The organism is Sediminibacterium ginsengisoli (assembly GCF_900167075.1).
Taxonomy (GTDB): Bacteria; Bacteroidota; Bacteroidia; order Chitinophagales; family Chitinophagaceae; genus Sediminibacterium; species Sediminibacterium ginsengisoli.
Genome location: NZ_FUWH01000001.1, coordinates 461,236 through 485,735 on the forward strand (window position 1 = coordinate 461,236; position 24,500 = coordinate 485,735).

19 protein-coding genes are annotated in these 24,500 nt (G+C 48.4%); 10 read left to right on the top strand and 9 right to left on the bottom strand.

Annotated features, from left to right (window positions below; all coding sequences use genetic code 11):
- Both B5D42_RS02185 and B5D42_RS02190 read left to right on the top strand, forming a co-directional pair.
- Nucleotides 1-2,496, top strand: coding sequence for a bifunctional UDP-N-acetylmuramoyl-tripeptide:D-alanyl-D-alanine ligase/alanine racemase (locus B5D42_RS02185; protein WP_078829778.1), 2,496 nt, complete (start codon nucleotides 1-3; stop codon nucleotides 2,494-2,496).
- 74 nt (nucleotides 2,497-2,570) lie between these two features.
- On the top strand, nucleotides 2,571-3,248 hold the full coding sequence (locus B5D42_RS02190) for a lipoprotein signal peptidase (RefSeq protein WP_078829779.1): 678 nt from the start codon (nucleotides 2,571-2,573) through the stop codon (nucleotides 3,246-3,248).
- 89 nt (nucleotides 3,249-3,337) lie between these two features.
- On the opposite strand, the gene B5D42_RS02195 is transcribed toward B5D42_RS02190, so the two are convergent.
- The 9 genes from B5D42_RS02195 to hemA form a co-directional block, all read right to left on the bottom strand.
- A complete protein-coding gene (locus B5D42_RS02195) occupies nucleotides 3,338-4,366 on the bottom strand; it encodes a hypothetical protein (RefSeq protein ID WP_078829780.1) in 1,029 nt (342 codons plus the stop codon).
- 43 nt (nucleotides 4,367-4,409) lie between these two features.
- Complete coding sequence (locus B5D42_RS02200; RefSeq protein WP_078829781.1) at nucleotides 4,410-5,408, bottom strand: 2-hydroxyacid dehydrogenase; 999 nt, start codon at nucleotides 5,406-5,408, stop codon at nucleotides 4,410-4,412.
- Nucleotides 5,409-5,473: 65 nt separating this feature from the next.
- Nucleotides 5,474-6,760 carry a glutamate-1-semialdehyde 2,1-aminomutase gene (gene hemL, locus B5D42_RS02205; protein ID WP_078829782.1) on the bottom strand — a complete coding sequence of 429 codons (1,287 nt, stop codon included), beginning with the start codon at nucleotides 6,758-6,760 and terminating at the stop codon, nucleotides 5,474-5,476.
- A 37-nt stretch (nucleotides 6,761-6,797) separates the two neighbouring features.
- The gene (hemB, locus tag B5D42_RS02210; RefSeq protein ID WP_078829783.1) at nucleotides 6,798-7,772 is read right to left on the bottom strand and encodes a porphobilinogen synthase; all 975 of its coding nucleotides are present in this window, start codon (nucleotides 7,770-7,772) and stop codon (nucleotides 6,798-6,800) included.
- A 39-nt stretch (nucleotides 7,773-7,811) separates the two neighbouring features.
- Nucleotides 7,812-8,753: an oxygen-dependent coproporphyrinogen oxidase gene (hemF, locus tag B5D42_RS02215; RefSeq protein ID WP_078829784.1), complete on the bottom strand. Its 942-nt coding sequence runs from the start codon at nucleotides 8,751-8,753 to the stop codon at nucleotides 7,812-7,814.
- A gap of 14 nt (nucleotides 8,754-8,767) precedes the next feature.
- Entirely contained in the window at nucleotides 8,768-9,799 is a 1,032-nt protein-coding gene (hemE, locus tag B5D42_RS02220) for a uroporphyrinogen decarboxylase (RefSeq protein WP_078829785.1), read from the bottom strand.
- Between the two features lie 13 nt (nucleotides 9,800-9,812).
- A complete protein-coding gene (locus B5D42_RS02225) occupies nucleotides 9,813-10,511 on the bottom strand; it encodes a uroporphyrinogen-III synthase (RefSeq protein WP_078829786.1) in 699 nt (232 codons plus the stop codon).
- Nucleotides 10,498-11,424 carry a hydroxymethylbilane synthase gene (gene hemC / locus B5D42_RS02230; protein ID WP_078829787.1) on the bottom strand — a complete coding sequence of 309 codons (927 nt, stop codon included), beginning with the start codon at nucleotides 11,422-11,424 and terminating at the stop codon, nucleotides 10,498-10,500. The genes B5D42_RS02225 and hemC overlap by 14 nt, the downstream gene beginning before the upstream one ends.
- Nucleotides 11,425-11,426: 2 nt before the next feature.
- Entirely contained in the window at nucleotides 11,427-12,647 is a 1,221-nt protein-coding gene (gene hemA, locus B5D42_RS02235; protein WP_139366945.1) for a glutamyl-tRNA reductase, read from the bottom strand.
- 222 nt (nucleotides 12,648-12,869) lie between these two features.
- Here hemA and hemH point away from each other — a divergent pair, with 222 nt between their 5' ends.
- From hemH to B5D42_RS02275, 8 genes are all read left to right on the top strand, one after another.
- Nucleotides 12,870-13,946 (top strand): ferrochelatase, encoded by a 1,077-nt coding sequence (hemH, locus tag B5D42_RS02240; protein WP_078829789.1) that lies wholly within the window; start codon nucleotides 12,870-12,872, stop codon nucleotides 13,944-13,946.
- A 14-nt stretch (nucleotides 13,947-13,960) separates the two neighbouring features.
- The gene (locus tag B5D42_RS02245; protein ID WP_078829790.1) at nucleotides 13,961-14,509 is read left to right on the top strand and encodes a CopD family protein; all 549 of its coding nucleotides are present in this window, start codon (nucleotides 13,961-13,963) and stop codon (nucleotides 14,507-14,509) included.
- 665 nt (nucleotides 14,510-15,174) lie between these two features.
- Nucleotides 15,175-15,528: a DUF6686 family protein gene (locus tag B5D42_RS02250; RefSeq protein WP_139366946.1), complete on the top strand. Its 354-nt coding sequence runs from the start codon at nucleotides 15,175-15,177 to the stop codon at nucleotides 15,526-15,528.
- A gap of 200 nt (nucleotides 15,529-15,728) precedes the next feature.
- Nucleotides 15,729-16,652: a DUF6607 family protein gene (locus tag B5D42_RS02255; RefSeq protein WP_078829793.1), complete on the top strand. Its 924-nt coding sequence runs from the start codon at nucleotides 15,729-15,731 to the stop codon at nucleotides 16,650-16,652.
- A 109-nt stretch (nucleotides 16,653-16,761) separates the two neighbouring features.
- Entirely contained in the window at nucleotides 16,762-18,822 is a 2,061-nt protein-coding gene (locus tag B5D42_RS02260) for a TonB-dependent receptor plug domain-containing protein (RefSeq protein WP_078829794.1), read from the top strand.
- 33 nt (nucleotides 18,823-18,855) lie between these two features.
- On the top strand, nucleotides 18,856-19,911 hold the full coding sequence (locus B5D42_RS02265; RefSeq protein ID WP_078829795.1) for an HmuY family protein: 1,056 nt from the start codon (nucleotides 18,856-18,858) through the stop codon (nucleotides 19,909-19,911).
- A 111-nt stretch (nucleotides 19,912-20,022) separates the two neighbouring features.
- Nucleotides 20,023-23,394, top strand: coding sequence for an isoleucine--tRNA ligase (ileS, locus tag B5D42_RS02270; protein ID WP_078829796.1), 3,372 nt, complete (start codon nucleotides 20,023-20,025; stop codon nucleotides 23,392-23,394).
- Nucleotides 23,395-23,400: 6 nt separating this feature from the next.
- On the top strand, nucleotides 23,401-24,375 hold the full coding sequence (locus B5D42_RS02275) for a TraR/DksA family transcriptional regulator (protein WP_078829797.1): 975 nt from the start codon (nucleotides 23,401-23,403) through the stop codon (nucleotides 24,373-24,375).
- Nucleotides 24,376-24,500 lie beyond the last annotated feature (125 nt).

The window sequence follows — 24,500 nt, forward strand, 5'->3', positions numbered from 1 at the left end:
GTGCAGTACACTTTACAACATATTGCAGAGATCATCGGGGCGGAAACCATTCCCGTTTCTGCCAGACCGGTTGTTCACCTGCTTACAGACAGCCGCAGGCTTGTTTTTCCTGATACTTCTCTTTTCTTCGCCATCGGCGGTCCGCGTCGTGATGGTCACTGGTTTATTCCCGACCTGTATGAAAGAGGCGTGCGGGCTTTCGTTGTAGAGAGAGGCTGGAGCGCTCCCGGTACTGAAGATGCAGTTTTCCTGGAAGTTCCGGATGTATTGCGGGCACTGCAGCAACTGGCTGCTTTTCACCGCCGCCATTTCAATATTCCCGTGATCGGTATTACCGGCAGTAATGGTAAGACGATGGTGAAAGAATGGCTGTACCGTTTGCTGTACCAGGACCAGGTGATCTGTCGCAGTCCGCGCAGCTATAATTCCCAGATCGGGGTGCCGTTAAGCGTATGGCAGCTCAAAGAAGAAGACACGCTGGGGATTTTTGAAGCGGGGATATCCACCCGCAATGAAATGGAGCATATTGCAGGCATTATACAACCTACATTAGGCATATTTACCAATATCGCGGAAGCACACCGGGAAGGCTTTGATAACGACAGGCAGAAAGCGGTGGAAAAAGCGAAACTGTTCAGCAATGTGAAACAGCTGGTCTTCTGCCGCGAAGCACTTGCACCAGCCCTATATCCGGATGGAACCGACGCTGGTTATTTCCCGCCTGATACACGTTTTTTCTCCTGGAGCAGGATAACCGAAGCCACGTTGTTTATTGTGCAGGAGCAGCACGTAGGGCAGACTACATTGCTGAAAGCTTTGTACGAAGGTCAGACACTCCTGCTGAAACTGCCTTTTACAGCCCGCATTGCCATCGATAATGCCATCACCTGCTGGTGCGTGATGCTGCTCGATGGTTATCCGATGGATACCATACAGCAACGCATGCTGGAACTGGAACCGGTGGACATGCGTATGCAGCTGAAGAAAGGACGGAATAATTGTTATATCCTCAACGACAGTTACAGTAACGATACCGCATCATTGCTGCTGGCACTGGATTACCTGAAACAGCAATCCGGGAATAATCCTGCTACAGTTATTTTATCCGATATTCTCGAATCAGGGCAGCCGCCCGGACAATTGTATCATACCGTGCTGATGGAATTACTGCACCGTGGTATATCAAAGATCATCGGCATCGGACCAGCCATTTCACATTATCTCGCGGCGGCAGGTAAAGATGTATTACCCGGAAAAGAGATCCTGTATTTTCCTTCAACCGAAGTATTCCTGGAACAGGCTGCTGCCTTACAGTTCAGGGACGAATATATTTTGCTGAAAGGAGCAAGGGTTTTTGCATTTGAACGGATCGGCAACTGGCTGGAGCAGCAGGTGCACCAGACGGTGATGGAGATCGATCTGACCGCCATGGCGCATAACCTGAAAATATACCAGTCTGTTCTTCACCCGGACACAAAACTCATGGCCATGGTAAAAGCATTCAGCTATGGCAGCGGAAGCGCGGAAGTGGCAAGGGTATTGCAGTTTCAGAAAGTAGATTACCTGGCAGTTGCGTATGCAGATGAAGGTGTGGAATTGCGTAAGGCAGGTATCAGTCTGCCTGTGATGGTGATGAATGCCGATGAAGCAACCTTCGAATCGCTGGTTACGTATCACTTGGAACCGGAGATCTATTCATTCGGTATACTGGAGGCGTTTCATGCTTATCTCGGCCAGCAGGGCATAACACAATTTCCCGTACACATCAAATTCAATACCGGTATGAACAGGCTGGGATTTGAACCGGAAGAAGCAAAAATGCTGGCAAACCTGCTGCAGCAGCAGAACGCTATGGTGGTGCGTTCGGCTTTCAGTCACCTGGTCAGCAGCGAACTCAGTGACCACGACGGGTTTACAGCACACCAGGCAACGATCTTCAATGAAGCCTGCGATCAGCTGGAAAAAATCCTTAATTATCCTTTCCTCAGGCATATTGCCAATACAGCTGCCATTTTCAGGCATCCGCGTTACCAGCTCGATATGGTAAGGCTGGGTATTGGTCTTTACGGTGTGGACAGCACAACGGGTGACCAACTGCCCTTGCAGGTAGTAGCTACATTACAAACAACCATCGCACAGCTGAGGAAGGTAAAAGCCGGGAAATCTGTTGGTTATAACCGGAAAGGCATACTTCAGCGCGATAGTCTGATTGCTACGGTAAGGATCGGTTATGCAGACGGCTACCGGCGGACGCTGGGAAACGGAGTTGGTAAAATGTATCTCCGCGGCTGCCTGGCGCCGGTGGTCGGCAATGTCTGTATGGACATGACCATGCTGGATGTAACGGACATCCCGGGTGTAGCGGAAGGCGACCTGGTGGAAGTCTTCGGCAGCAACCTCCCGGTACAGGATGTAGCCGCCTGGAGCGGTACAATAGCTTATGAAGTGATGACCGGTATCGGGCATCGTGTTAAAAGAATCTATATTCAGGCCTAGAGGTATCTTTTTAGACAGTGCCAAAGCCTATCTTTGTTCATCTGACAACATAAATATCATTTAACAGATCATCAGTGAAAGCAAGACAAGTCATTTTTATTATCCTTGGGGTCATTTTTATCGATCAGGCATTTAAGTTCTACATCAAGCTGAACTATTATGCCGGTGAGGAACACCGGGTGCTGGGCAGTTGGTTCAGGCTGCATTTTGTAGAAAATGAAGGAATGGCCTGGGGCTGGAAATTCGGTGGCGGGTTCGGTAAGATCGCTCTTACACTGTTCAGGCTGGTAGCTGTGATCTGGGGTACGTTCCTGCTGCGCGACTTTATCCGCAAACAATACCATAAAGGATTTATAGCCTGTGCCGCCCTGATCTATGCAGGCGCGCTGGGTAACCTGATAGATAGTATTTTCTATGGAGTGATATTCGAGAACAGCAGCCCGTTCTCCCAGAATGTAGCAAAGCTGTTCCCGGCTGCAGGCGGTTACGCAGGTCTTTTTCACGGTAAAGTGGTGGATATGCTTTACTTCCCGATCGTTACCAATGCCCATTTCCCATCCTGGGTACCATTCTGGGGCGGGGAAGAATTTGAATTCTTCAGGCCGGTATTCAATATTGCAGATGCAGCTATCTCAGCAGGTGTGATCGCTATCCTTGTTTTTCAGAACCGCTTCTTTAAAAAAGAAACCACTGCCAAGCATCCCACAGTAGAAACAGGAACGGTGGTTGACGATAATACACAGGTTTCCTGATGAGTGCGGGCTAATATAAAAGATAAAAGAAACCCTGCGATGATTAATCGCAGGGTTTCTTTTATCTGAGAACTTACTTGCTGTATTTTCTATTTAATGGTCCAGCTTTGCGCCTGAACATGCTGCGGGGTTGAGGTATTCCCGATTTCCTGGTCTACGAGGCCGATGCCTTTAGCATAGTAATTGTAACCTTCGAGTATTTTAGTATAAGCGCTGGCGCCTGTGGCCTGGAAGAACATTTCTCTTTTCACCTTGATCACATCTGTGAGTGCTTGTCCGCCTACTGTATAGGAGAGGTTTTTCTTATCGATGGTGAATGTGATCTTTGTTTTTCCCTTCTGACCATTATAGGTAACATCGGGGAACTCAGGGCTGTCCCAGGTAGTGGTTTCCGGTACATTATCTTTCAGGAAGATATAGGAAACGCCTGTTTGGGGAGCATCCGTGAACACAGAGATATAATCGAAATCGCTGGTCGTACTCATGGAATAATAATTACCGTTGGCATCTTTTGCATAATAGGCGAACCCGCCATAATCTGTTTCAAATTCAAAATAAGTGAGGTTATTGTCGATCTGGGTATTACCGTTAACGGTAGAAGTAAAGAACTCTTCACCACTAGGTAATTTTGGTACAAACCGGTAATTCCAGACAGAACCGCTTGTGGTAGGGAAATAATCGTTGCTGGTTCCCTGGCTGGCGCCATCGATGACTGCAATGGCGAACCCGCAGAAACTGCTGCCCATGGTTACCACAAAATCTGAAGTAATGGGCAGGATCGGCGTTCCGTAGCCTTTCATCTTCACAACTGCTGGCCCTATCGTTTGCACATAACCGGAATCGATGAACCACATACCGTTCACCGTATCGGTATAGATCTTGTACTTGCCTGGCTTGGTAATGACTACATTCATCAGCACATAGTTACTGTCGTTAAGGATGGTATCCTTAATATAATTGCCATTGATAGTAGGATCGAAGCAATTGCCGGCAGTATTGGTAAGCGTACCTTCAGCCGGACCGCTGAAGCCGGATTCGTAACTGAATTCTTTTTTACAGGCTGTAAACAGCAGGCTGCTGCAACAGAGAATAAGTAAAAGGTTCAGGATATTTTTCATAACATCTTTTTTTACCGTCGGATGAATAATACCAAGACTAAAATTATACCAATAATGCAGCCTGAGTATCCAATTTACCGTTTTTTATCAGCTGCTGTACATTATTTAAGGTTGTAATAGCGATCTGAGACAGTGCTTCTGCTGTGAAAAAGGCCTGGTGGGCTGTAATCAGCACGTTTGGAAAGCTCATGAGACGCTGTATATCATCATCTGTAATAATACTGCCCGACAGGTCGCGGAAAAACAATTTTTCCTCCTGTTCGTATACGTCGATACCCAGGTAAGACAGTTGCCCGGTTTTCAGGGCGCCGATTACGGCACGGGTATCGATAAGTCCGCCGCGGCTGGTATTGATCAGCATGGTGCCCTTCTTCATCATATCCAGTGTGTAAGCATTGATCAGGTGATGTGTTTGCTCATTCAGCGGGCAGTGGAGGGAAATGATATCGGCTTTCAGCACTTCTATCAGCGGCAGGTATTCAACGCCCAGGGCTTCCATTTCTTTATTCGCAACAAGATCGAACGCAACCACGCGGCAGCCGAATCCAAGCATAATGCGGCAGAATGCCTTCCCGATATTGCCGGTACCTACAACGCCAATGGTCTTGCCATGGAGGTTGAAACCCATCAGCCCGTTTAATGAGAAATTCTGCTCCCTGACGCGGCTGTATGCCTTATGGGTTTTACGGTTCAGCGTGAGGATCATGGCTACCGCATGTTCTGCCACTGCTTCCGGGGAGTAGGAGGGAACCCGGCAGACCTGGATGCCTGCATTTTTCGCGGCTTCAATATTTACATTGTTGAAACCCGCACATCGTAAGGCAATGATCTTTACACCTTTTTCTGCAAGTACCGCGATCACTTTATCCGAGATCTTATCGTTCACGAAAACGCAAACGGCATCCGTACCAGGCCGGATCAGCTGTGCGGTCTGCTCATCCAGCGGCATATCGTTATACACCAGCTCAAAACCGTAAGCGGCATTCGTATGATCGAATGAGGTTTTGTCGTAAAGCTGTGTAGAAAAGAAGGCGATTTTCATATGGGAAAGATACTTTGTTTTTATGGCATCTCATCCTGTTACAGACCGCTTCCTTATACCACTGATCACAATATTTCTTCCAGGCTTGCTTTGGCTGCAGCTACTGTGGCATCCAGGTCGGCGGTTGTTAATGCGTTATTGAGGAACCAGCTTTCAAATGCGGAAGGCGGCAGGTAAATACCACGTTTCAGCATGGCGTGGAAGAATTTGTTGAACAGACCGTTATCGGCTGCTGCAGCAGTTGCGAAATCTGTTACCGGTGTTTCACTGAAATGCACGCTGATCATAGAACCCAGCCTGTTGATCACGTAAGGTGTTCCAGAGGCGCTGAACACTTTATCCAGTTCCTGGTGCAGGTAAGCGGTTTTCTGTTCCAGTTCGGTAAAAATGGCCGGCTGTGTGCTGAGTGTATGCAGCATCGTGTAACCGGCGATCATGGCAATCGGGTTGCCGCTTAAAGTGCCTGCCTGGTATACATTGCCCAGCGGCGCTACTTTTTCCATGATCTCTCTTTTGCCGCCGAATGCTCCTACCGGCATACCGCCGCCGATCACTTTGCCGTAAGTGACCAGGTCTGCATTTACTTTCAGCAGCTCCTGTGCGCCACCCGGTGCAAGACGGAAACCCGTCATTACCTCATCAAAAATCAACACAATACCCTCACGGTCACAAACACTACGAAGTCCTTCAAGGAAACCAGGTTCCGGAAGGATACAACCCATATTACCCGCAACAGGTTCTACAATGATGGCGGCTATCTCCCCTTTGTATTGCGCAGCCAGTGCTTCTACTGCCGCGAGGTCATTATAGGAACAGGTAAGCGTATCATTGGATGCGCCGGCTGTTACACCCGGAACAGTCTGGATATTGAATGTTGCAAGTCCGCTGCCGGCTTTTACGAGAAAGGGATCTGCATGCCCGTGATAACAGCCTTCGAACTTGATGAATTTATTTTTGCCTGTATACCCTCTTGCCAGCCGCAACGCACTCATGCAGGCTTCCGTACCACTGCTTACCATACGTACCATGTCCACATTCGGCGCCATGCTCCTGATCAGTTCTGCCATCCGGATTTCAAGCTCGGTCGGCGCTCCATAAGAAGTTGACCATTCGGCTTTTTCCTGAATGGCCTTTACCACCGGTCCGTATGCATGCCCGAGGATCATCGGTCCCCAGGACGCGATATAATCGATATATCGGTTGCCGTCAGCATCGTACAGGTAAGCGCCTTCCGCTTTCTCAATAAAAACAGGCGTTCCGCCCACGCTCCTGAATGCCCTTACCGGTGAATTCACTCCGCCGGGAATACTTTCCTGTGCGCGTTGAAAAAGTTGCTGGCTCCTGGTATACATCTGCTTATGATTTATCGTTGTTGAAAATGAAATTAAATTATGAGATCAGCTTCACAGCTTCTTTTGCAAAGTAAGTGGCTATCAGGTCTGCACCGGCTCTTTTAATTGATCCGAGACTTTCCAGTATTGCTTTTTCTTCGTTCAGCCAGCCCATGCTCGCTGCTGCCTTGATCATGGCATATTCACCACTTACGTGATAGGCGCTTACCGGTACGTCTACCTGGTTGCGGATATCCCTGATGATATCGAGATATGCCATTGCGGGTTTTACCATTACGATATCGGCGCCCTCTTCAATGTCCATCAGCGTTTCCCTTATGGCTTCCGTACGATTGGCCGGATCCATCTGGTAAGTTTTTTTATCGCCGAAGCCCGGTGCACTGTCGAGCGCATCGCGGAACGGGCCATAAAAACAGGATGCATATTTGGCACTGTAACTCATGATACCGGTGCGGGTATAGCCATTCTCTTCGAGGCCCGTTCTGATGGCTCCGATCCTTCCATCCATCATATCGCTGGGCGCTACCATATCGGCTCCCGCTGCTGCATGACTGATGCTCATTTTCACCAGGGCTTCCACTGTTTCATCGTTCACGATCTCGCCGTCTTTCACAATGCCGTCATGCCCGTAAGAAGAATAGGGATCCAGCGCCACATCTGTCATCACCACCATATCCGGCACCGCATTTTTGATGGCTTTGATGCTGCGTTGCATCAGGCCGTCAGGATTCCATGCTTCCAGGCCGGTATTGTCTTTCAATGCATCGCTGCATTTGATAAAGAGCAGCACGGCCCTGATTCCCATATTGTATAGTTCCTTCACTTCTGCCACCGTAAGATCTAACGAACGCCTGTAATAACCCGGCATCGACGCGATCGGCGTTGCAGTCTGCTCACCTTCATCAATAAAGAGCGGAGCTATAAAATCTGCAGGCGAGAGCCTGGTTTCTGCTACGAGCTGGCGCATGGCAGAACTCTGTCTCAATATGCGGTTTCTTCTCTGTAAAAACATAAGTCAAATGTTTTAATGCGATGATGTATTCATTGTTCCTTAAGCCCACTGAACAGGATGCAGGCAGGCTTGTAATAATTTATCTTCAGGACTTCCGGTCTCAGGCTGATGATCGTAGATCCACTGCGCACGCGGCGGGAGGCTCATCAGGATGCTTTCTGTCCGTCCATTTGTTTTCAGCCCGAAAAGTGTGCCGCGGTCGTGCACGAGATTGAACTCTGCATAACGGCCGCGCCTGATCTCCTGCCATTGTATTTCGCGTTCGCCGTAAGGCATATCCTTTCGTTTTTCTACAATCGGCAGATAAGATGAAAGAAAGTTGTTGCCGTTGGCGCGCTGAAAATCAAACAGTCTTTCCGCATCGGTATCATCCGCCGGTCGCAGGTGATCATAAAATACACCACCGATACCCCGCATTTCATTATTACGATGCGTATTAGTGAAATAAACATCGCAACGTTTTTTATAATCGGGGTACAGGTCTGTTCCAAAATGATCCTGTGCATTTTTTATGGTCTGATGAAAATGTTTTGCATCTTCTTCAAACAGGTAATAAGGTGTGAGATCGCTGCCGCCACCGAACCAGCGGTCTTTCACATTGTCGTTTTCGTCGTATAATTCAAAATAACGCCAGTTGGCATGTGTGGTGGGTACATAAGGATTCAGCGGATGCAGTACGAGCGATAATCCGCAGGCGAACCATTTGCTGCCGTCGATCTGCAGCTGACTGCGCATTTTGTCGGTCACTTTGCCGTATACAACCGAAGTATTTACGCCGGCTTTTTCAAAAACATTTCCCTTTTCCATTACACGTGTTCTGCCACCGCCGCCACGACCTTCTGCCCTTTCCCATTCGTCCTGTCTGAAGCGTGCTTTCCCGTCTGTGTTTTCAAGCGCAGCGCAGATGGTGTCCTGCAGGTCGTGGATATAATCGATCCACCTGCCGCGGAATTCCCTGGTTTCTGTTTTGTATACTGACATGTTCCCTGGTTTTATTAACCCTTATAACGATATTCCTTCACGGTGTCTACAAATGCTTTTGCATGCGCTACCGGAACATTCGGTAAAATACCATGACCGAGATTCGCAATATGCCTGCCCGGGCCAAACGCATCCAGCATTGCGGTTACTTCTTTTTTGATCACCGGGATCGGGCCTAACAGTTTTGCAGGATCGAAATTGCCCTGTAATGTTACATTGCTGCCGGCAAACTGCCTCGCGCGCTGTGGCTGTATACACCAGTCGATGCCAAGTCCGTGTGCGCCGGTTGCTGCCATTTCCTCAAGGCTATGCCATGCGCCTTTTGCAAAGAGGATGGTGGGGGCTTTGTCTTTCACTGCAGTTACGATCTGCCGCATGTACTGCAATGAAAGTATTTCAAAATCTGCCGGTCCGAGCAGGCCTCCCCAGCTGTCGAAGAGCTGTACTGTATCGGCACCTGCTTCGATCTGCGCGCTGAGATAAGCAATGGTGGTATCTGTGATCATCTGCAGCAGCTGGTGTGCAAGTTCGGGTTGTGTATAACAAAAAGCTTTTGCCTCATCGAAGGTTTTCGAACCTTTGCCCTGTACCATGTAGCAAAGGATTGTCCATGGTGCTCCCGCAAACCCGATCAGCGGTACGCGGCCATTCAGTTCTTTTTTGATCAGCCTGATCGCATCCATCACGTAGCCCAGTGTTTCACTGATCTCCGGCACGCGGATGCGGTTCATGTCTGCTGCCGTTTTGACCGGATCGGGAAGGAGCGGACCTTTACTTTCTACCAGTTGTACCTCAAGCCCCATTGCCTGCGGAACCACCAGGATATCCGAGAACAGGATAGCTGCGTCCACACCCACAATATCTATCGGCTGCAGGGTGATCTCGCATGCCAGCTCAGGTGTCTGGCATCTTTCAAAAAAGCCGTATTTCTCCCTTAATACCATGTATTCGGGCAGGTATCTTCCGGCTTGCCGCATCATCCATACCGGTGGTCTTTCTGTTTGTTCTCCGCGAAGTGTTCTGAGTAAAAGATCGTTTTGTATCATGTGAATTCTGTTATTAAAAATAAGCGATGGCTTGTTCTATCAATTCTTTTTTCGATGGCGAAGCTGCTGTGATGATCGTATTGCTGCAGTATCTGCGTACGGCATTTGCAGTAGAACTTCCGATGGCAAAAACAATGGTTTGTGCCGGTAATGTATTCTGCCGGAAAAAGCTGTTCACTGCACTCGGACTAAAAAACAATATTGCATCGTAAATCTTGTCTACACGATGCTGCAATTCACGTGTCTGGTAAACGATGATTTCCTGAACGTCGATCCCTGCCCCGCGTAATGCCAGCGGAAGTTCGTCGCGGCGCTGGTTGCCGCAGAAGAAGATCACTTCATCGGTTGCTTCTTCTTCTATGATCAGTTCGGCCAGGCCGGCAGCATCGTCTGCAGTGCCGCTGATCGATTGCTCGCCGAAATAAGCTTCTACCTGTTGCCTGGTGGCATGACCGATGCAATAGATATTCCAGTCCGGTATCTGGCCGTTGAGCAGGTAGGTAACAGCATCCACGCCATTCATACTGGTAAAAGCGATGGTAGCGTATTGCAGCGCTGTTTGTTCAATCTCCTGCTGTACGTCGATGGTGTCGATCAGCTCCGTTTCAATAAAAGGGAGCGCATCGAGCTGCACGCCTTTGCTGTTTGCCAGTGCCTGCAATGAAGCCGTTACCGGTCTTGTAGATAATATGTGTTTATCAGCTGTTCTCATTCCTGATTGCCGCCACGATCCTGTCTGCTCCGCGGTCGATAAGTTCCTGTGCCGCTTTTTCGCCCAGGCCTTTGCTCTCACTTACAGGGATATGGTATTCGGCTTCTAATTTTTCTGTGCCATCCGGCGAAAGTATGTTACACCTGAAATGTAACATGTGATTGCTGATCTCTGCCAGCGCACTGATCGGTGTTGTACAGCCTCCGAACAGTTTGCGCAGAAATGCTTTTTCAATGGCGGTACAATGTGCGGTTTCTGCGTCGTTCAGTAAAGAGCAGGCCTGCTGTATCGCGGTATCTTCCTTGCGGCATACGATCATGATCGCACCCTGGGAAGGAGCTGGCAGCATCCAGTCTAGTTCAATGGCATTTTCCGGGCGCAGGTTAATACGCTCCAGTCCTGCCGCTGCAAAAATGGCGCCGTCCCAGTTGCTTTCAGCTACTTTCTTCAGACGCGTATTTACATTGCCGCGCAGGTTTTCAATGCGGTGATGCGGATATCTGTTCAGCCATTGCGCCCTCCGCCTCGTGCTGCTGGTTGCAATGAGGAGATCTCCTGAAGCAATTGCTTCAATATCCGTGATCTCGTTCCGCGGAACGAGAATGTCTTTATAGGAAGCCCGCGGCAATACTGCTGCGGCTATGATACCGGCGGCAGGTTGCGTGGGAACATCTTTCATGGAGTGAACCGCAATATCGATGCGGTTGTTTAACAGTGCGGCATCCAGTGTTTTGGTGAAAATACCCTGCACGCCGATTTCATAGAGTGGCGTTACGAGATCGATATCGCCTTCGCTCTTCATATACACCAGTTCGCTTTCAATGCCATGACTGCGTAACTGTTCCTGTACCAATGTGGCCTGCCAGACAGCCAGTTGACTGTCGCGGGTGCCGATCCTTATTACTGTGTTCATGTTTAATTGATGCCGATGGTCATGAAATCGTTAATCGCCTCAATATAGTGACATCCCGGCTGATTGCGGTCGCGCATTTTCAAAGCCACATTGTTCACCACTTTCTGGATGGCGGCTTTGTCGACGGTATCCATTGTATTCGATGACTGGTAAGAGGAAAGGTAAAGGCCGCAGGACTGCATGTCGTGCAGTTTCTGCTTAACGGCTTTCAGCACAGGCGCGTGTTTGCGGAGGCTATGCCATTCCAGGAATTCGCCCAGGTATGCTGCGATAACCACCAGCGCTTTGGGAACTTCCGCCTTGCGCATATTCAGGGTGTCGTCGTTGATCCGGGACAGATCGTCTACATTGGCCAGTGTGATATGAGGCAATGCTGCGGCTGCCGGATCAATATTATTGGGGATGGACAGGTCTACCAGTACTTTCGGACTGCTTAGCAGGAGCTGTTCGCACATGATAACGGGTGTGCTGGCATTGGTGGCAACGATGATGATATCGGCTGCCTGCACCTGGTCGTTCAGCTGGCTGTAAGGTGCGGTCTGAAGACCGAGTTCTTCTGCCAGTTCAGTTGCTTTTTCTTCTGTTCTGTTGATGAGGGTGATCTGTTTTGTATGCAGATAGTCCACCAGGTTGCGGCAGGTATTGCGGCCGATCTTGCCTGTGCCCAGAACGAGGATGTTTTTACCGGTCTGACCGGCAAGTTTTTCCCTGATGAACTGGATGGCGGCAAAAGCTACAGAGATGGTACCGCCGCTCAGGCCGGTTTCGTTCTTGATTACTTTGGAAGCCTGCAGCACGGTATTGAAAAGGCGTTCGGTAAAAGCGCCGATCATATCCTGCTCCTTGGCAGTTCTGACGGCAAGTTTCATCTGGCCAACGATCTCATAGTCGCCGAGGATCTGGGAATCGAGGCCTGCTGCCACGGAAAATATATGGTGGATCGCATTACGACCTTCCTTGATATAACAAAGACTGTTGAAAGTAGCCTGACTGCCGGCTGTTTCGCTGCAAAGCAGGTTGGTTAAATGGTCGGCAGAAGGTGCAATGCCGTAGATTTCGGTCCGGTTGCAGGTACTGAGTACAAATACTTCCTGCAGACCATACTGGCGGGCTTTTTGTAAAATGGAAAGATATTGTTCCGGCCCGATGGCAAATTGCCCTCTGACGGCTGCATCTGTTTTTTTATAGTTGATTCCTGCTACAAAAAATTGGTCAATTTCCATGCTGTTCTCTTTCGCTTCTAATGACAGTGCAAATGTACCTTTTAAGCCCCGGCGAAGACACATTTGTTCCGTCATTACATTGTCATTTCTGGGTAAAAATCTGCGTTGTCATTGCATTGTAAGGCATAATGGCCGGTCAGATATTTACTATGTTTAATATTTGGTGGCGAACCTTTTCAGTAGTAAAAATGTTATTCTACCTTTGAACGCTGAAATTGAATTATGCCAGAAACTGCCCGCAAAGCCCTAATACTGATGAATCTCGGCTCGCCAGATTCTACTGAGGTTAAAGATGTAAGAAGATACCTGAATGAATTCCTGATGGATGAACGCGTGATCGACATCGCCTGGCTGTTGCGGGTTTTGCTGGTTAGAGGACTGATTGTGCCTTCCCGTGCTCCGAAATCCGCAGAAGCTTATCGTACCATCTGGACCGGCGAAGGTTCCCCGCTGGTGGTGTTCACACGTCAGCTCCGGGATGCATTACAGCAGATCGTGAGTGAGCCTGTTGCTATTGCCATGCGTTACGGCAATCCAACGCCGGCTTTTGCCTATGATCAGCTGTTGAAAGATCATCCCGACCTGGAAGAAGTGATCGTTCTGCCTTTGTACCCGCATTATGCCATGAGCAGCTATGAAACCGCCGTGGTACATGCAAAAAAACAGTACGAAACGGGTAAATATCCGTTTAAACTCAGTTTTATCAAGCCTTTTTACAACGAAGCGGATTATATCGATGCATTGGCTGAAAATATCCGCCCCTGGCTCAACCGGCCGCACGACCATATCCTGTTCAGTTACCACGGGATACCCGGACGTCATCTTAAAAAATCAGATCCCACCGGCTGCCATTGCCTGCAAACTGCAGACTGCTGCAACGTAGCTTCTCCGGCTCACAATACCTGTTATCGTCACCAGGTGATCGTTACCACAAAGCTCGTAACGGAAAAACTCGGCATTCCTGCAGATAAATACAGCATATCATTTCAGTCGCGGCTCGGTAAGGGCTGGCTGGAACCGTTCACAGACGTCAGGCTGGAACAGATGCCTGCAGAAGGGATCCGTAACCTGCTGATCCTTTGCCCTGCATTTGTGAGCGATTGTCTTGAAACACTGGAAGAGATCGAAGAGCGTGGTAAGGAAAGTTTCATGCATGCAGGCGGCGAATCCTACACAATGATCCCCTGTCTGAATACGCATCCCAAATGGGTAGAGACCATTGCGGGCTGGCTGGAAGCGTACAAGCAGGGCAGTAATGAAATGATATTCAAGGGCACGGCCCATCACAGCACTTTATAAAGCGATCCCGGATCATGTACCTGTACCTGAAAGCGCTACATATCATTTTTGTCGTTACCTGGTTTGCGGGGATGTTCTATATGCCGCGCCTGTTCATTTATGCAACGGAAGCCGGCGAAAAAAGCGCGGATGAGCAGCGGATATTACGTACACAGTTCGCGATCATGATGAAACGTTTGTGGTTTGGCATTACCTGGCCATCGGCTATACTAACAGCTGTATTCGGACCTGTAGTTTTATTCACGGGTAAATGGGATCGCATCCTGCTCCAGGCGGAAGGCCGCTGGCTGCTGGTTAAACTGCTGTTTGTGGTATTGCTTTACATCTATCACTTTTCAATTCACCGTATTTACAAACAACAGGCCGCGGGTGTTTACAGGTATACCTCTCAACAGTTGAGGATATGGAATGAAGTGGCTACCATTTTTCTCATCGCTATCGTTATGCTGGCAGTGGTTAAACAAAGTGTAAGCTTTTTATGGGGACTAGCCGGTCTGGTATTGTTCATCATCCTGCTCATGTCTGCCATCCGCATATACAAACTGCTCCGTAACCGCTCCTGAGCATTTCCCTTTGCGTAAAACAGATTTCCGCGTTGTTAACCGGCTGCTGGTACGATGCCCACAGCTGTTTGGAAGAATTCAATAAATCTACCAGTCTTACCGGGACAACTTTGGGGGTTCAGGCGGAAGCAGTAAAATCGCTGGGATCAACTGACAACCTAAAGACCATACCAGTCTTTGCAGAGGCGCCTCTTTGGGTTCGGTACCCAGCGCAAGCGTAGGTAATCGAAATGATGCGAAGCTCATTTCGATAGGGGCCAAAGAAGCGCTGGCGCAAAGAAGAGGCCCAGCGGCCTGAGCGACAAATGCCGGTACCCGCCTGAAAGTTGGGATTGATAAGCATCTTTAAAAATAGCAAGTACGTGCTGCGCTGAGTCCCCTGCGGGAGACATCAGCGGAGACGAGGCCGCAGGCAATGAATTTGAAGAAGCATAGAGAATCGGACTGTTTTCCGAACAGCAGTGCGTGGTACGATGTACAGCTTTGTACCAAACAAAACAGACCACCATGTGCCGTTATTATACCTTTTTTCACAACGATAACCAGGGCGAACTGCTCCGTAACCGCTCCTGAGCATTTCCCTTTTGCGTAAAACAGATTTCCGCGTTGCGCTAACCGGCTGTTGGTACGATGCCCAACTTTGCCTGGAACAAAATCAGACCACCATGTGCCGTTACCATACCTGCTTTCACAATGATGCATATGGCGTTGTTGTTGTATGCCTGTGCTGCCAGACGGTGCAGGTAAGCTTCGGTATGTTGCTGCTGACTTTCAGCGAGCGTGATTTCCAGAACTTCAGGTCTTATGTGCAGATGAAAGCGGGACATTATCATCCTGCTGAAAATAAATGTGAGAAAAACATTATCATCAGCACACCCTGTGATGGACTGAACCTGCTGTTCTCCTATAATGAACTGCTGGATCTGAATTATATGCTCGACGAGTCCGATACCGAAATCAAAACTTTCCGGATGCTGCAACTTTTCAAAACAGATGGTGCAGGAAAGGAAAAAGAATAAAACACTGATATTTTTATTTGTTGTTCTGGCTGATACGTTAAACAGATATGTCACAGGCCGCTGTAGTCTTACAGCGGCATTTTTCTTAAAATGATATAACCTGTTCTGCCCGATAATTCCGTTTTGTGTAAATATGATTTCCCGATTCGGCATACACATCGATCCTGTCCTGCACAATTTTGCAACACTAAAAAACAGCTATGAAAAAAAAGATACTGATAGGAATGTTTGCCTTGCTTGCCATCCATGCAGGTGCACAGACAAAACAGGAGCAGAATGCCGTTAAAAGCCTCTGCGGCTGCTATGAAGTAGAGTTTATGTACGCAGAAACATTCGCTCCGACTCCCTTGTATAAAAATGCTAAACCTTACAATGCTCATGGTATAGAATGGGTTGTTGCAGAAGAAGCATTGGATAAAAAATTTGTATTGCAGCACCTGCTGGTGATCAGCGATACTATGGTGATCAAACACTGGCGTGAAGACTGGGAATATTCAAAGAAAGGACTGTGGAAGTTTGACCATGATGCTGCCTGGAAATACGATCCCGCTGCAAAAGCAGACGCCGGCAGCTGGACACAGACTGTCTGGGAAACAGACGATGCGCCTCGTTATCAGGGTACCAGCAAATGGATGATGAACAACGGAAAGCTGTTCTGGGAAAACACAACCGATGCGCCGCTGCCAAGAAGAGAATACAGCACACGTTCAGACTATAACGTACTTGAACGCGGCAACAAACTGATCATTACAGACACAGGCTGGGTACATGAACAGGACAACAGAAAAATCAAACGTACAGACGGCCAGGCAGATTTCTGGATTGCTTCTGAAAAAGGATTCAATATCTACACCAGGGTAGACGATAAGCAATGTGCTGTTGCCGCAAAATGGTGGAACGAGCATAAAAATTTCTGGAATACAGTGCGTACCTCATGGGATGAGCTGCTGAAAGGCAAAAGCAATATCCGCCTCATACAGAAAAGCGAAGGCCAGACCTTGTCGCAGCAGTTCGGTAAACTGGAAGCCGAGAAAAATGAAGGCGCTGCGCTGAAAGAAAAAGTAAAAATCATCTTAGGCAAGTTCACAGAAACGAAAGAAGCGGCAGCAACAGCAGCCAACTAAGATTTTCATAAAAAATACTGATACCGGCAGGCATAACAGCCTGTTCATGCATGAGTAATTGTGCAAACGCCAGTTGCATGCCTGTCGGTGCAGTGCCAAAATATGACCCATGAATTATCGCAGCAGCATTTTATTACCGGTAGCGCTGTTCCTGGCTGGTTCAGCTCTTGCACAGCAGCCCGCGCCGGATACCGCACAATTGTCCGGCAGTTCGGATGATGTGGTTGTAACCGGTCAATACCTGCCGCAGTCGCTGCGCAAATCCGTGTACCAGGTACGTACCATTACCAGCGAGCGCATCAAACTTCGCGGTGCTGTCAACATACAGCAGGTACTGAATAGTGAGCTGGGTTTCAGGTTCAGCAATGATCTTACGCTGAGCACTACAGATATACAGCTGATGGGCATGTCTGGCCGCAATGTTAAAATACTGCTCGACGGCGTTCCCATGGTAGACCGCGGAGATACCAGGGAGAGCCTGAACCAGATCGATATCAACCTGGTTGAACGCATTGAAATTGTAGAAGGGCCAATGTCTGTTTCCTACGGTTCAGATGCGCTGGCAGGTGTGGTCAATATCATCACCATTAAGAACCGCAAGGATTTGCTTGCAGTCACTGCAAGAATTCAGGAAGAAACGGCAGGCGGCGAATATGAACCATTTACAGGAAAAGGCGTTCACAACCAGCATGTGGGTGTAACACATAAAAGCCGGTTGTGGAATTTCGGTGGTTCCATTACACATAATGAATCCGGTGGCTGGGTCGGGAATAAACAGGGACGTGAACAGGAATGGAAACCAAAAGAGCAATGGCTGGCAAGCGGAGTGATCGGTTACCGGAAAGGCAGCCTGTCAGCCTGGTACCGCCTGGACGCACTTACGGAAGATATCGTTTCAAAAGGGGCGATGGGGGCTACGTATAAAGCAACGGACCAGGTCTATGCAACTACCCGTTTCACTCACCAGGCCCAGCTCGAATGGCAGGTGAACAACAGGCTGCAGCTTGCATCTGTACTGGCTTATACCGATTACAAACGTAAAACGGAAACCACTATTGTCGATTTTACAACAGGTGCACGAACACCGGGCACTGCGGCGGGCCAGCAGGATGAATCTATTTTCCGTTCAGGGGTATTCCGCACTACAGCACAATACCGGGTCTCAGGAAAACTTTCGCTGCAGCCCGGTATCGACATCAATCTCGACCATGCAAGCGGTGCACGTATTGAGGGCTCACCTTCGATCAGTGATTATGCATTCTTTGTTTCTTCTGAATGGAAACCGCTTGACGGGATCAATATCAGGCCTGGATTCAGGTTCATCAAAAATTCCATTTACGACGCACCACCGGTAATCCCTTCATTGAATACCCTGTTCAGGCTTGCCAGGAAACTGGATCTGCGCATGGCTTATGCACGCGGATTCCGTTCACCGGCGCTGCGTGAATTGTATTTCAACTTCTTTGATGCCAGCCATTCCATCAAAGGCAATCCGAACCTGAAAGCGGAAGAGTCTGACAGTTTCAACGGATCGCTCACATATCTCGTAAAACAACAGCAGGAGCTGCGCATCGAGTCATCACTCGGAGCTTTCTATAATGAGTTCAGGAACCTGATCAGTTACGGTGTTGATCCTTCGGACCCTTCTGTATCGATGACGATGAATATCGAAAAATTCAGAACAACAGGTCTCACTTTCGAAAACAGGATTACCTGGAAACAATTGCAGGCAATCACGGGATTCTCTTATATCGGCCGCTATAACAGGCTTTCAGAAGTGGCAGCTTATACAAAAGACAACCTGCCCGGTTTCGTATGGTCGCCCGAACTGAATGCAAATATCATCTGGACAGCAGGTAGATCGGGTATTAAGCTGGCAGCGTTCTATAAATACAGTGGCAAACGTCCTTCATACGAAGTAATACAGGTGAACGGGCAATCTGTTCCAAACCTGGTGAGCACTTCGGGATTTCATCTTGCAGATGTGACGGCATCCAAAAGTGTTGGCAGACTGCTGGTACTTTCGGCAGGTGTAAAGAATCTTTTCGATGTAACCAGACTGAACAACACTTCGGCGGATACAGGCGGGGCGCATAGTTCAGGCGGAGCCGTACCGATGGGATACGGAAGGTCTTATTTCCTGACGCTCAATTTCAATTATACCAGGTAGAAAACCTACGATTAACTATAAAACCAACAAACAATGAACAAACTCAAAATTGCAGTAGCCATAATGGCATTGGCCGGTGGACTGGCAGCCTGCAAGAAAAACAACGATACGATTATTGTGGTGCCACCATCGGATGGAACACAACTGCAGCTGAAAGGACTGATCGCCAATGAAGCGGGAAGCAGTGCAGGCAATTCAGTGTATGTGGACCTAAGCACGGCAACACAGGTAGTGGCAGCAAGGAGCAGCTGGGATCTTGGTTTTTATACCGGCAGTGATTTCCGGGTGATCCTCAATAATACCACTTCAGCAACAGCAAAAATGATCAATAAAAATGACCTCGCGCAGGTAGGTACAGCGGATACGGTGGGCCTGAACAAGCTTGCCATCGGTTATGATGCAGCTTCACTGGCATTGATCGACGATATCAGGGGTAATCTGAGCAAAACCGTGATCGCAGCGGTTTCGGAAACAGCAACCGATAATAAAGTGTATATCGTAAACTGCGGAACCGGTGGCAGCGTTGCGGCACGCAGCTTCTACAAGATCAGGGTACTGCGCAAAGGAACCGGTTATACACTTCAGTATGCAAAACTGGAAGAAACCACCTTTAAAACCATAGATGTTACCAAAGACAGTCAGTACGATTTCAGCTACGTCTCGTTTGATAATGGCCTGGTGAAAGTAGCACCCGAAAAAGGAAACTGGGATTTTGTATGGGGTTATACCATGTTTGAAACAGCCCTGGGGGCAACCATGATCCCTTATGCATCATCCGACTTTATTACCATCAACAGCCGAAACGGTGTGCAGGTATCGGAAGTGCTTACTTCAACCGTGAGTTATGCAGACTTTAAAGACAGCATGCTGACAAAGATCACGTTCAGTTCAGCGATCGATTCCCTGGGTACCAGATGGCGTACTGCGTCAGCAACCGCGGGACAGTCGGGCGTTAAAAAAGACCGCTTCTACGTGATCAAGGATGCGGCCGGCAATTACTATAAACTGAAGTTCATGAGCTTCCATGGCGACGACGGCGGAACCAGGGGTAAACCGGAGCTGGAATACAAATTGGTTAAAAAGGGCTGAACGAGCCCCCTAAAACATAAGCCCCACCTGTAAAGTGGGGTTTTTTCTTCCATATCCGTACCTTCGCAAACATTTTATCTATTGACATTAACTGATCGAACGGAAATCTGTATGAGTGCGAAATACCAGGAATTTTCAGGATTAAACCTCCCGTCTATTGAGCAGGAGATATTGGCAGCATGGAAAGCAGGCGAAGCATTTGAAAAAAGTGTATCCCTGCGCGAAGGCAAAACGCCATTTGTGTTTTATGAAGGGCCTCCGAGCGCCAACGGTATGCCGGGTATTCACCACGTGATCTCGCGTACACTGAAGGATATGGTATGCCGCTATAAAACCATGCAGGGTTTCCAGGTAAAACGGAAAGGTGGCTGGGATACGCACGGTTTGCCGGTAGAACTGGGTGTTGAGAAGGAACTGGGCATTACCAAGGAAGATATCGGTCATAAGATCTCTGTTGAAGAATACAACCAGAAATGCCGCGAAGCCGTACTTCGCTACAAGGATAAATGGGACGATCTGACCACCAAAATGGGGTATTGGGTAGATCTCGGCAACCCTTATGTCACATTCGAAAATAATTATATAGAATCGCTCTGGTGGATCCTGAGCGAGTTGTATAAGAAAGGATTTTTATATGAAAGCGTAAGCATACAGCCTTATTCGCCTGCAGCGGGAACGGGCCTCAGTTCGCATGAACTGAATCAACCCGGCACTTATAAAGATGTAAAAGACACATCGGCGGTAGCAATGTTCAAAGCGGTGAATGCAGATCTTATATCCAGACCGTTCTGGAGTAAAGTGAATGCCTCCGAAATGCTGAACGATGAAGTATTCTTCCTCGCATGGACAACCACGCCATGGACATTACCGTCCAACCTGGGTCTTACGGTAGGACCAAACATCGATTATGTACTCGTAAAAACCTTTAATCCATACACGCATCTGCCGGTACAGGTGATCATGGCGCAGGCATTGCTCGGGAAGTTCTTTAAACCGGAAAACGAGAACGGCGATTTTGAAAGCTATACCGCCGAGCAGAAAACACAGCCCTGGAAAATACTGGCAACATTCAAGGGCAAAGAAATAGAAGGCTGTACCTATGAGCAGCTGCTTCCTTATGAAGCCAATTCACGGCAAGAGATAGAAAGGCTCACACCCGGAGCACAGCCTTTCAGGGTAATCACAGGTGATTTTGTAACTACCGAAGATGGTACGGGTATCGTACACACTGCCCCGGCATTTGGTGCGGATGATTATAAGGTAGGGCAGAAATTCAACATCGGGATTCTTACCATGGTAGACAGGCAGGGTAAGTTTGTGGCTGGTCTGGGAGAATTCAGCAACAGGTATGTAAAAAATTACAAGGACGATCCGGATTATGCGGATGTAAACGTAGATATCTGCGTAAAGCTCAAAAAAGAGAACCGGGCCTTCAAGGTAGAGAAATATGAACACAGCTATCCGCATTGCTGGAGGACGGATAAACCAATACTTTATTACCCGCTCGATGCGTGGTTTATCAGAACTACTGCTGTGAAAGACAGGATGGTAGAGCTGAACAAAACCATCAACTGGAAGCCGCGTTCAACCGGCGAAGGAAGATTCGGTAACTGGCTGGAGAATATGGTAGACTGGAACCTGAGCCGCAGCCGTTACTGGGGAACACCATTACCTGTATGGCGCACGGAAGACGGAAACGAAGAGAAATGTATCGGCTCCGTAGCAGAATTGAACGAGGGCATCCGCAAGGCGAACGAGGTACTGGGCGGTAATGTGAACAGCAATTACCTGCACGAGGGTATTCTCGATCTTCATAAACCATATGTAGACGAGATTGTACTGGTGAGCGACAGCGGTAAACCGATGCATCGCGTACCGGATCTGATAGATGTATGGTTCGACAGCGGTGCGATGCCTTATGCGCAGTGGCATTATCCTTTTGAGAACCAGGATAACATCGATAAAGGCCAGGCATTCCCGGCAGATTTCATTGCGGAAGGTGTTGACCAGACACGCGGCTGGTTCTATACTTTGCATGCATTGGGTGTAATGCTGTTTGATAGTGTCGCATATAAGACAGTGGTAAGTAACGGTCTGGTACTGGATAAGAATGGTAATAAAATGAGCAAACGTCTCGGCAACGTGGTAAACCCGTTCGAGACGATCGAAAAATATGGTGCGGATGCAACACGCTGGTACCTGATCACGAATGCATCGCCATGGGATAACCTCAAGTTCGATCTGGCAGGTATACAGGAAGTACAGCGTAAGTTCTTCGGAACCCTGTACAACACATACCAGTTCTTTACACTATATGCGAACGTGGATGGATTTGCGTTCCGCGAAAATTATATACCACTGGCAGAAAGGCCGGAGATCGATCGCTGGATCCTTTCATCGCTCAATACACTTATTAAAAGGGTAACGGCAGCCATGGACGATTACGAACCAACCCTGGCCGGCCGTGCGGTAGAGGAATTCCTCGACGAGCACCTGAGTAACTGGTATGTACGTCTTTGCCGTCGTCGTTTCTGGAAAGGAGAATATGAGCAGGATAAGATCAGTGCATACCAGACCTTGTATGAGTGCCTGGAAACAATCGTTCGCCTGATCGCACCTATTTCACCCTTCTTCAGCGATGCGGTATTCCGCAAATTAAATGCGGTAACAGAACGTTTCCCGGCAGCTTCCGTGCATCATGCCGATTTCCCGGTTGCCAGTGAAGAGGCGATCGATGTATTGCTGGAGGAAAGGATGCAGCTGGCGCAGGATGTATGTTCACTTGTATTGTCACTCCGTAAAAAAGTGAATATTAAAGTAAGGCAGCCATTACAGAAAGTGCTGATCCCGGTGCTCAATCCTGCCATGAAAGAACAGCTCGAAAAGATCGGCGACCTGATCAAAGCGGAAGTGAATGTAAAGGAGATAGAATATATCACAGATACCGAAGGTGTGATCCGTAAGAAGATCAAAGCCAACTTTAAGGCGCTGGGAACCCGTATGGGTACGAAAATGAAGGCAGTGAGTGCCGCTATCGGTGCTATGACTCAGCATGATATAGCAGCTTTCGAAAAAGCAGGGGAATTTGATCTGGAACTGGATGGGGAAAAAATTACCCTTTCCTTGTCTGATGTAGATCTCGCAGCAGAAGACATCCCTGGCTGGAGCGTTGCCAACAAGGGCAACCTGACCGTAGCGCTGGATATTACCCTCACAGAAGACCTTTTACAGGAGGGAAATGCCCGTGAATTCGTGAACCGGATACAAAATATCAGAAAAGAAAGCGGATTTGAACTCACAGACCGTATATTCGTGAATGTGCTTGAGAACGAGACCCTCAGGCCGTCAATTATTAAATATAACGATTATATTTGCCGCGAAATTCTGGCAGATGTCATAGAATGGAACACCGAAATTGAGAATGGCATTGAAATTGAAGTCAATGACACGCTGCTGAAAGTGGTAGTAAACAAAAAAGGATAAAAGCGTATGGCTACTAAGAAACCTGCTCCAAAAAAAGCGGCTCCGGCTAAAAAAGCAGTCGCTAAGCCCGCTCCTGCAAAGGCAGCAACCAAGCCAGCCCCTAAAAAGGCGGCAGCACCAGCCAAACCGGCCCCCAAAAAGGCACCGGCTAAACCGGCTCCTAAAAAAGCAGTTCCGGCCAAAACCGCTTCCAAACCTGTTAAAGCCGCCCCTAAAAAAGCGCCGGCTAAACCGGCTGCCAAAAAGACGGTACCAGCCAAACCAGCACCCAAACCGGTAAAGAAAGCACCGGCTCCGGCACCAGCTAAACCAGCTCCTAAAAAAGCAGTTCCGGTTCCGGCAAAGAAGGCAGCACCAGTTAAAACACCACCGGCACCGGTAAAAGCAGCACCAGTTAAGCCTGTTGCAGCTCCTCCGCCACCGCCGCCCGTTAAAAAAACACCACCGCCTCCTCCGGCTAAACCGGTTAAAAAGCAACCGGAACCGATCAAAGAGGTAAAAGTGCCAAAAACAAGCGTTAAAACGAGTGTTCCTTACAGACCAGGCTACACACCATTAGAAAAAAGAGTGGAAACAACTAAAAGCAACGAACCATTAGTGAAATACAGTGACGCAGATCTGAATGAATTCAGGGAATTGATCAACAAAAAACTCGAAGCAGCCAAAAAAGAACTGGCTTACCTGCAGGGTTTGATCACGAGAAAAGATGAAATGGGCGGCGATAACGACGATGCCCGCTACATGACCATGGAAGATGGCAGTATGAGTATGGAAAGAGAGCAACTGAGCCAGATGGCCAGTCGCCAGATCACTTATATCGACCATCTTGAAAAGGCCATCATGCGGATCGAGAACAAAACCTACGGTATCTGCCGAGTTACCGGGAAGCTGATCGATAAAGCCCGTCTCCGCGCGGTACCACATGCAACTTTAAGCCTTGAAGCAAAACTCGGACTGGTAAAACCAAGTCCTGAACAATAAATTACAGTGCTTTAAATGCCCTGGAAAAGACCTCCTGTTAGTCAACAGGAGGTCTTTTCGTTTACAGCTGATGATGAATCAGTTATAAAAAAAGCCGCTTTACGGCCCTGTTAAGGAGATATCAG

Bases quoted from the DNA above. Each gene is read 5' to 3' on its own strand.
- B5D42_RS02195 (WP_078829780.1), bottom strand. From the start codon at position 4,366: ATGAAAAATATCCTGAACCTTTTACTTATTCTCTGTTGCAGCAGCCTG.
- B5D42_RS02200 (WP_078829781.1), bottom strand. From the start codon at position 5,408: ATGAAAATCGCCTTCTTTTCTACACAGCTTTACGACAAAACCTCATTC.
- hemL (WP_078829782.1), bottom strand. From the start codon at position 6,760: ATGTATACCAGGAGCCAGCAACTTTTTCAACGCGCACAGGAAAGTATT.
- hemB (WP_078829783.1), bottom strand. From the start codon at position 7,772: ATGTTTTTACAGAGAAGAAACCGCATATTGAGACAGAGTTCTGCCATG.
- hemF (WP_078829784.1), bottom strand. From the start codon at position 8,753: ATGTCAGTATACAAAACAGAAACCAGGGAATTCCGCGGCAGGTGGATC.
- hemE (WP_078829785.1), bottom strand. From the start codon at position 9,799: ATGATACAAAACGATCTTTTACTCAGAACACTTCGCGGAGAACAAACA.
- B5D42_RS02225 (WP_078829786.1), bottom strand. From the start codon at position 10,511: ATGAGAACAGCTGATAAACACATATTATCTACAAGACCGGTAACGGCT.
- hemC (WP_078829787.1), bottom strand. From the start codon at position 11,424: ATGAACACAGTAATAAGGATCGGCACCCGCGACAGTCAACTGGCTGTC.
- hemA (WP_139366945.1), bottom strand. From the start codon at position 12,647: ATGGAAATTGACCAATTTTTTGTAGCAGGAATCAACTATAAAAAAACA.
- hemH (WP_078829789.1), top strand. From the start codon at position 12,870: ATGCCAGAAACTGCCCGCAAAGCCCTAATACTGATGAATCTCGGCTCG.
- B5D42_RS02245 (WP_078829790.1), top strand. From the start codon at position 13,961: ATGTACCTGTACCTGAAAGCGCTACATATCATTTTTGTCGTTACCTGG.
- B5D42_RS02250 (WP_139366946.1), top strand. From the start codon at position 15,175: ATGTGCCGTTACCATACCTGCTTTCACAATGATGCATATGGCGTTGTT.
- B5D42_RS02255 (WP_078829793.1), top strand. From the start codon at position 15,729: ATGAAAAAAAAGATACTGATAGGAATGTTTGCCTTGCTTGCCATCCAT.
- B5D42_RS02260 (WP_078829794.1), top strand. From the start codon at position 16,762: ATGAATTATCGCAGCAGCATTTTATTACCGGTAGCGCTGTTCCTGGCT.
- B5D42_RS02265 (WP_078829795.1), top strand. From the start codon at position 18,856: ATGAACAAACTCAAAATTGCAGTAGCCATAATGGCATTGGCCGGTGGA.
- ileS (WP_078829796.1), top strand. From the start codon at position 20,023: ATGAGTGCGAAATACCAGGAATTTTCAGGATTAAACCTCCCGTCTATT.
- B5D42_RS02275 (WP_078829797.1), top strand. From the start codon at position 23,401: ATGGCTACTAAGAAACCTGCTCCAAAAAAAGCGGCTCCGGCTAAAAAA.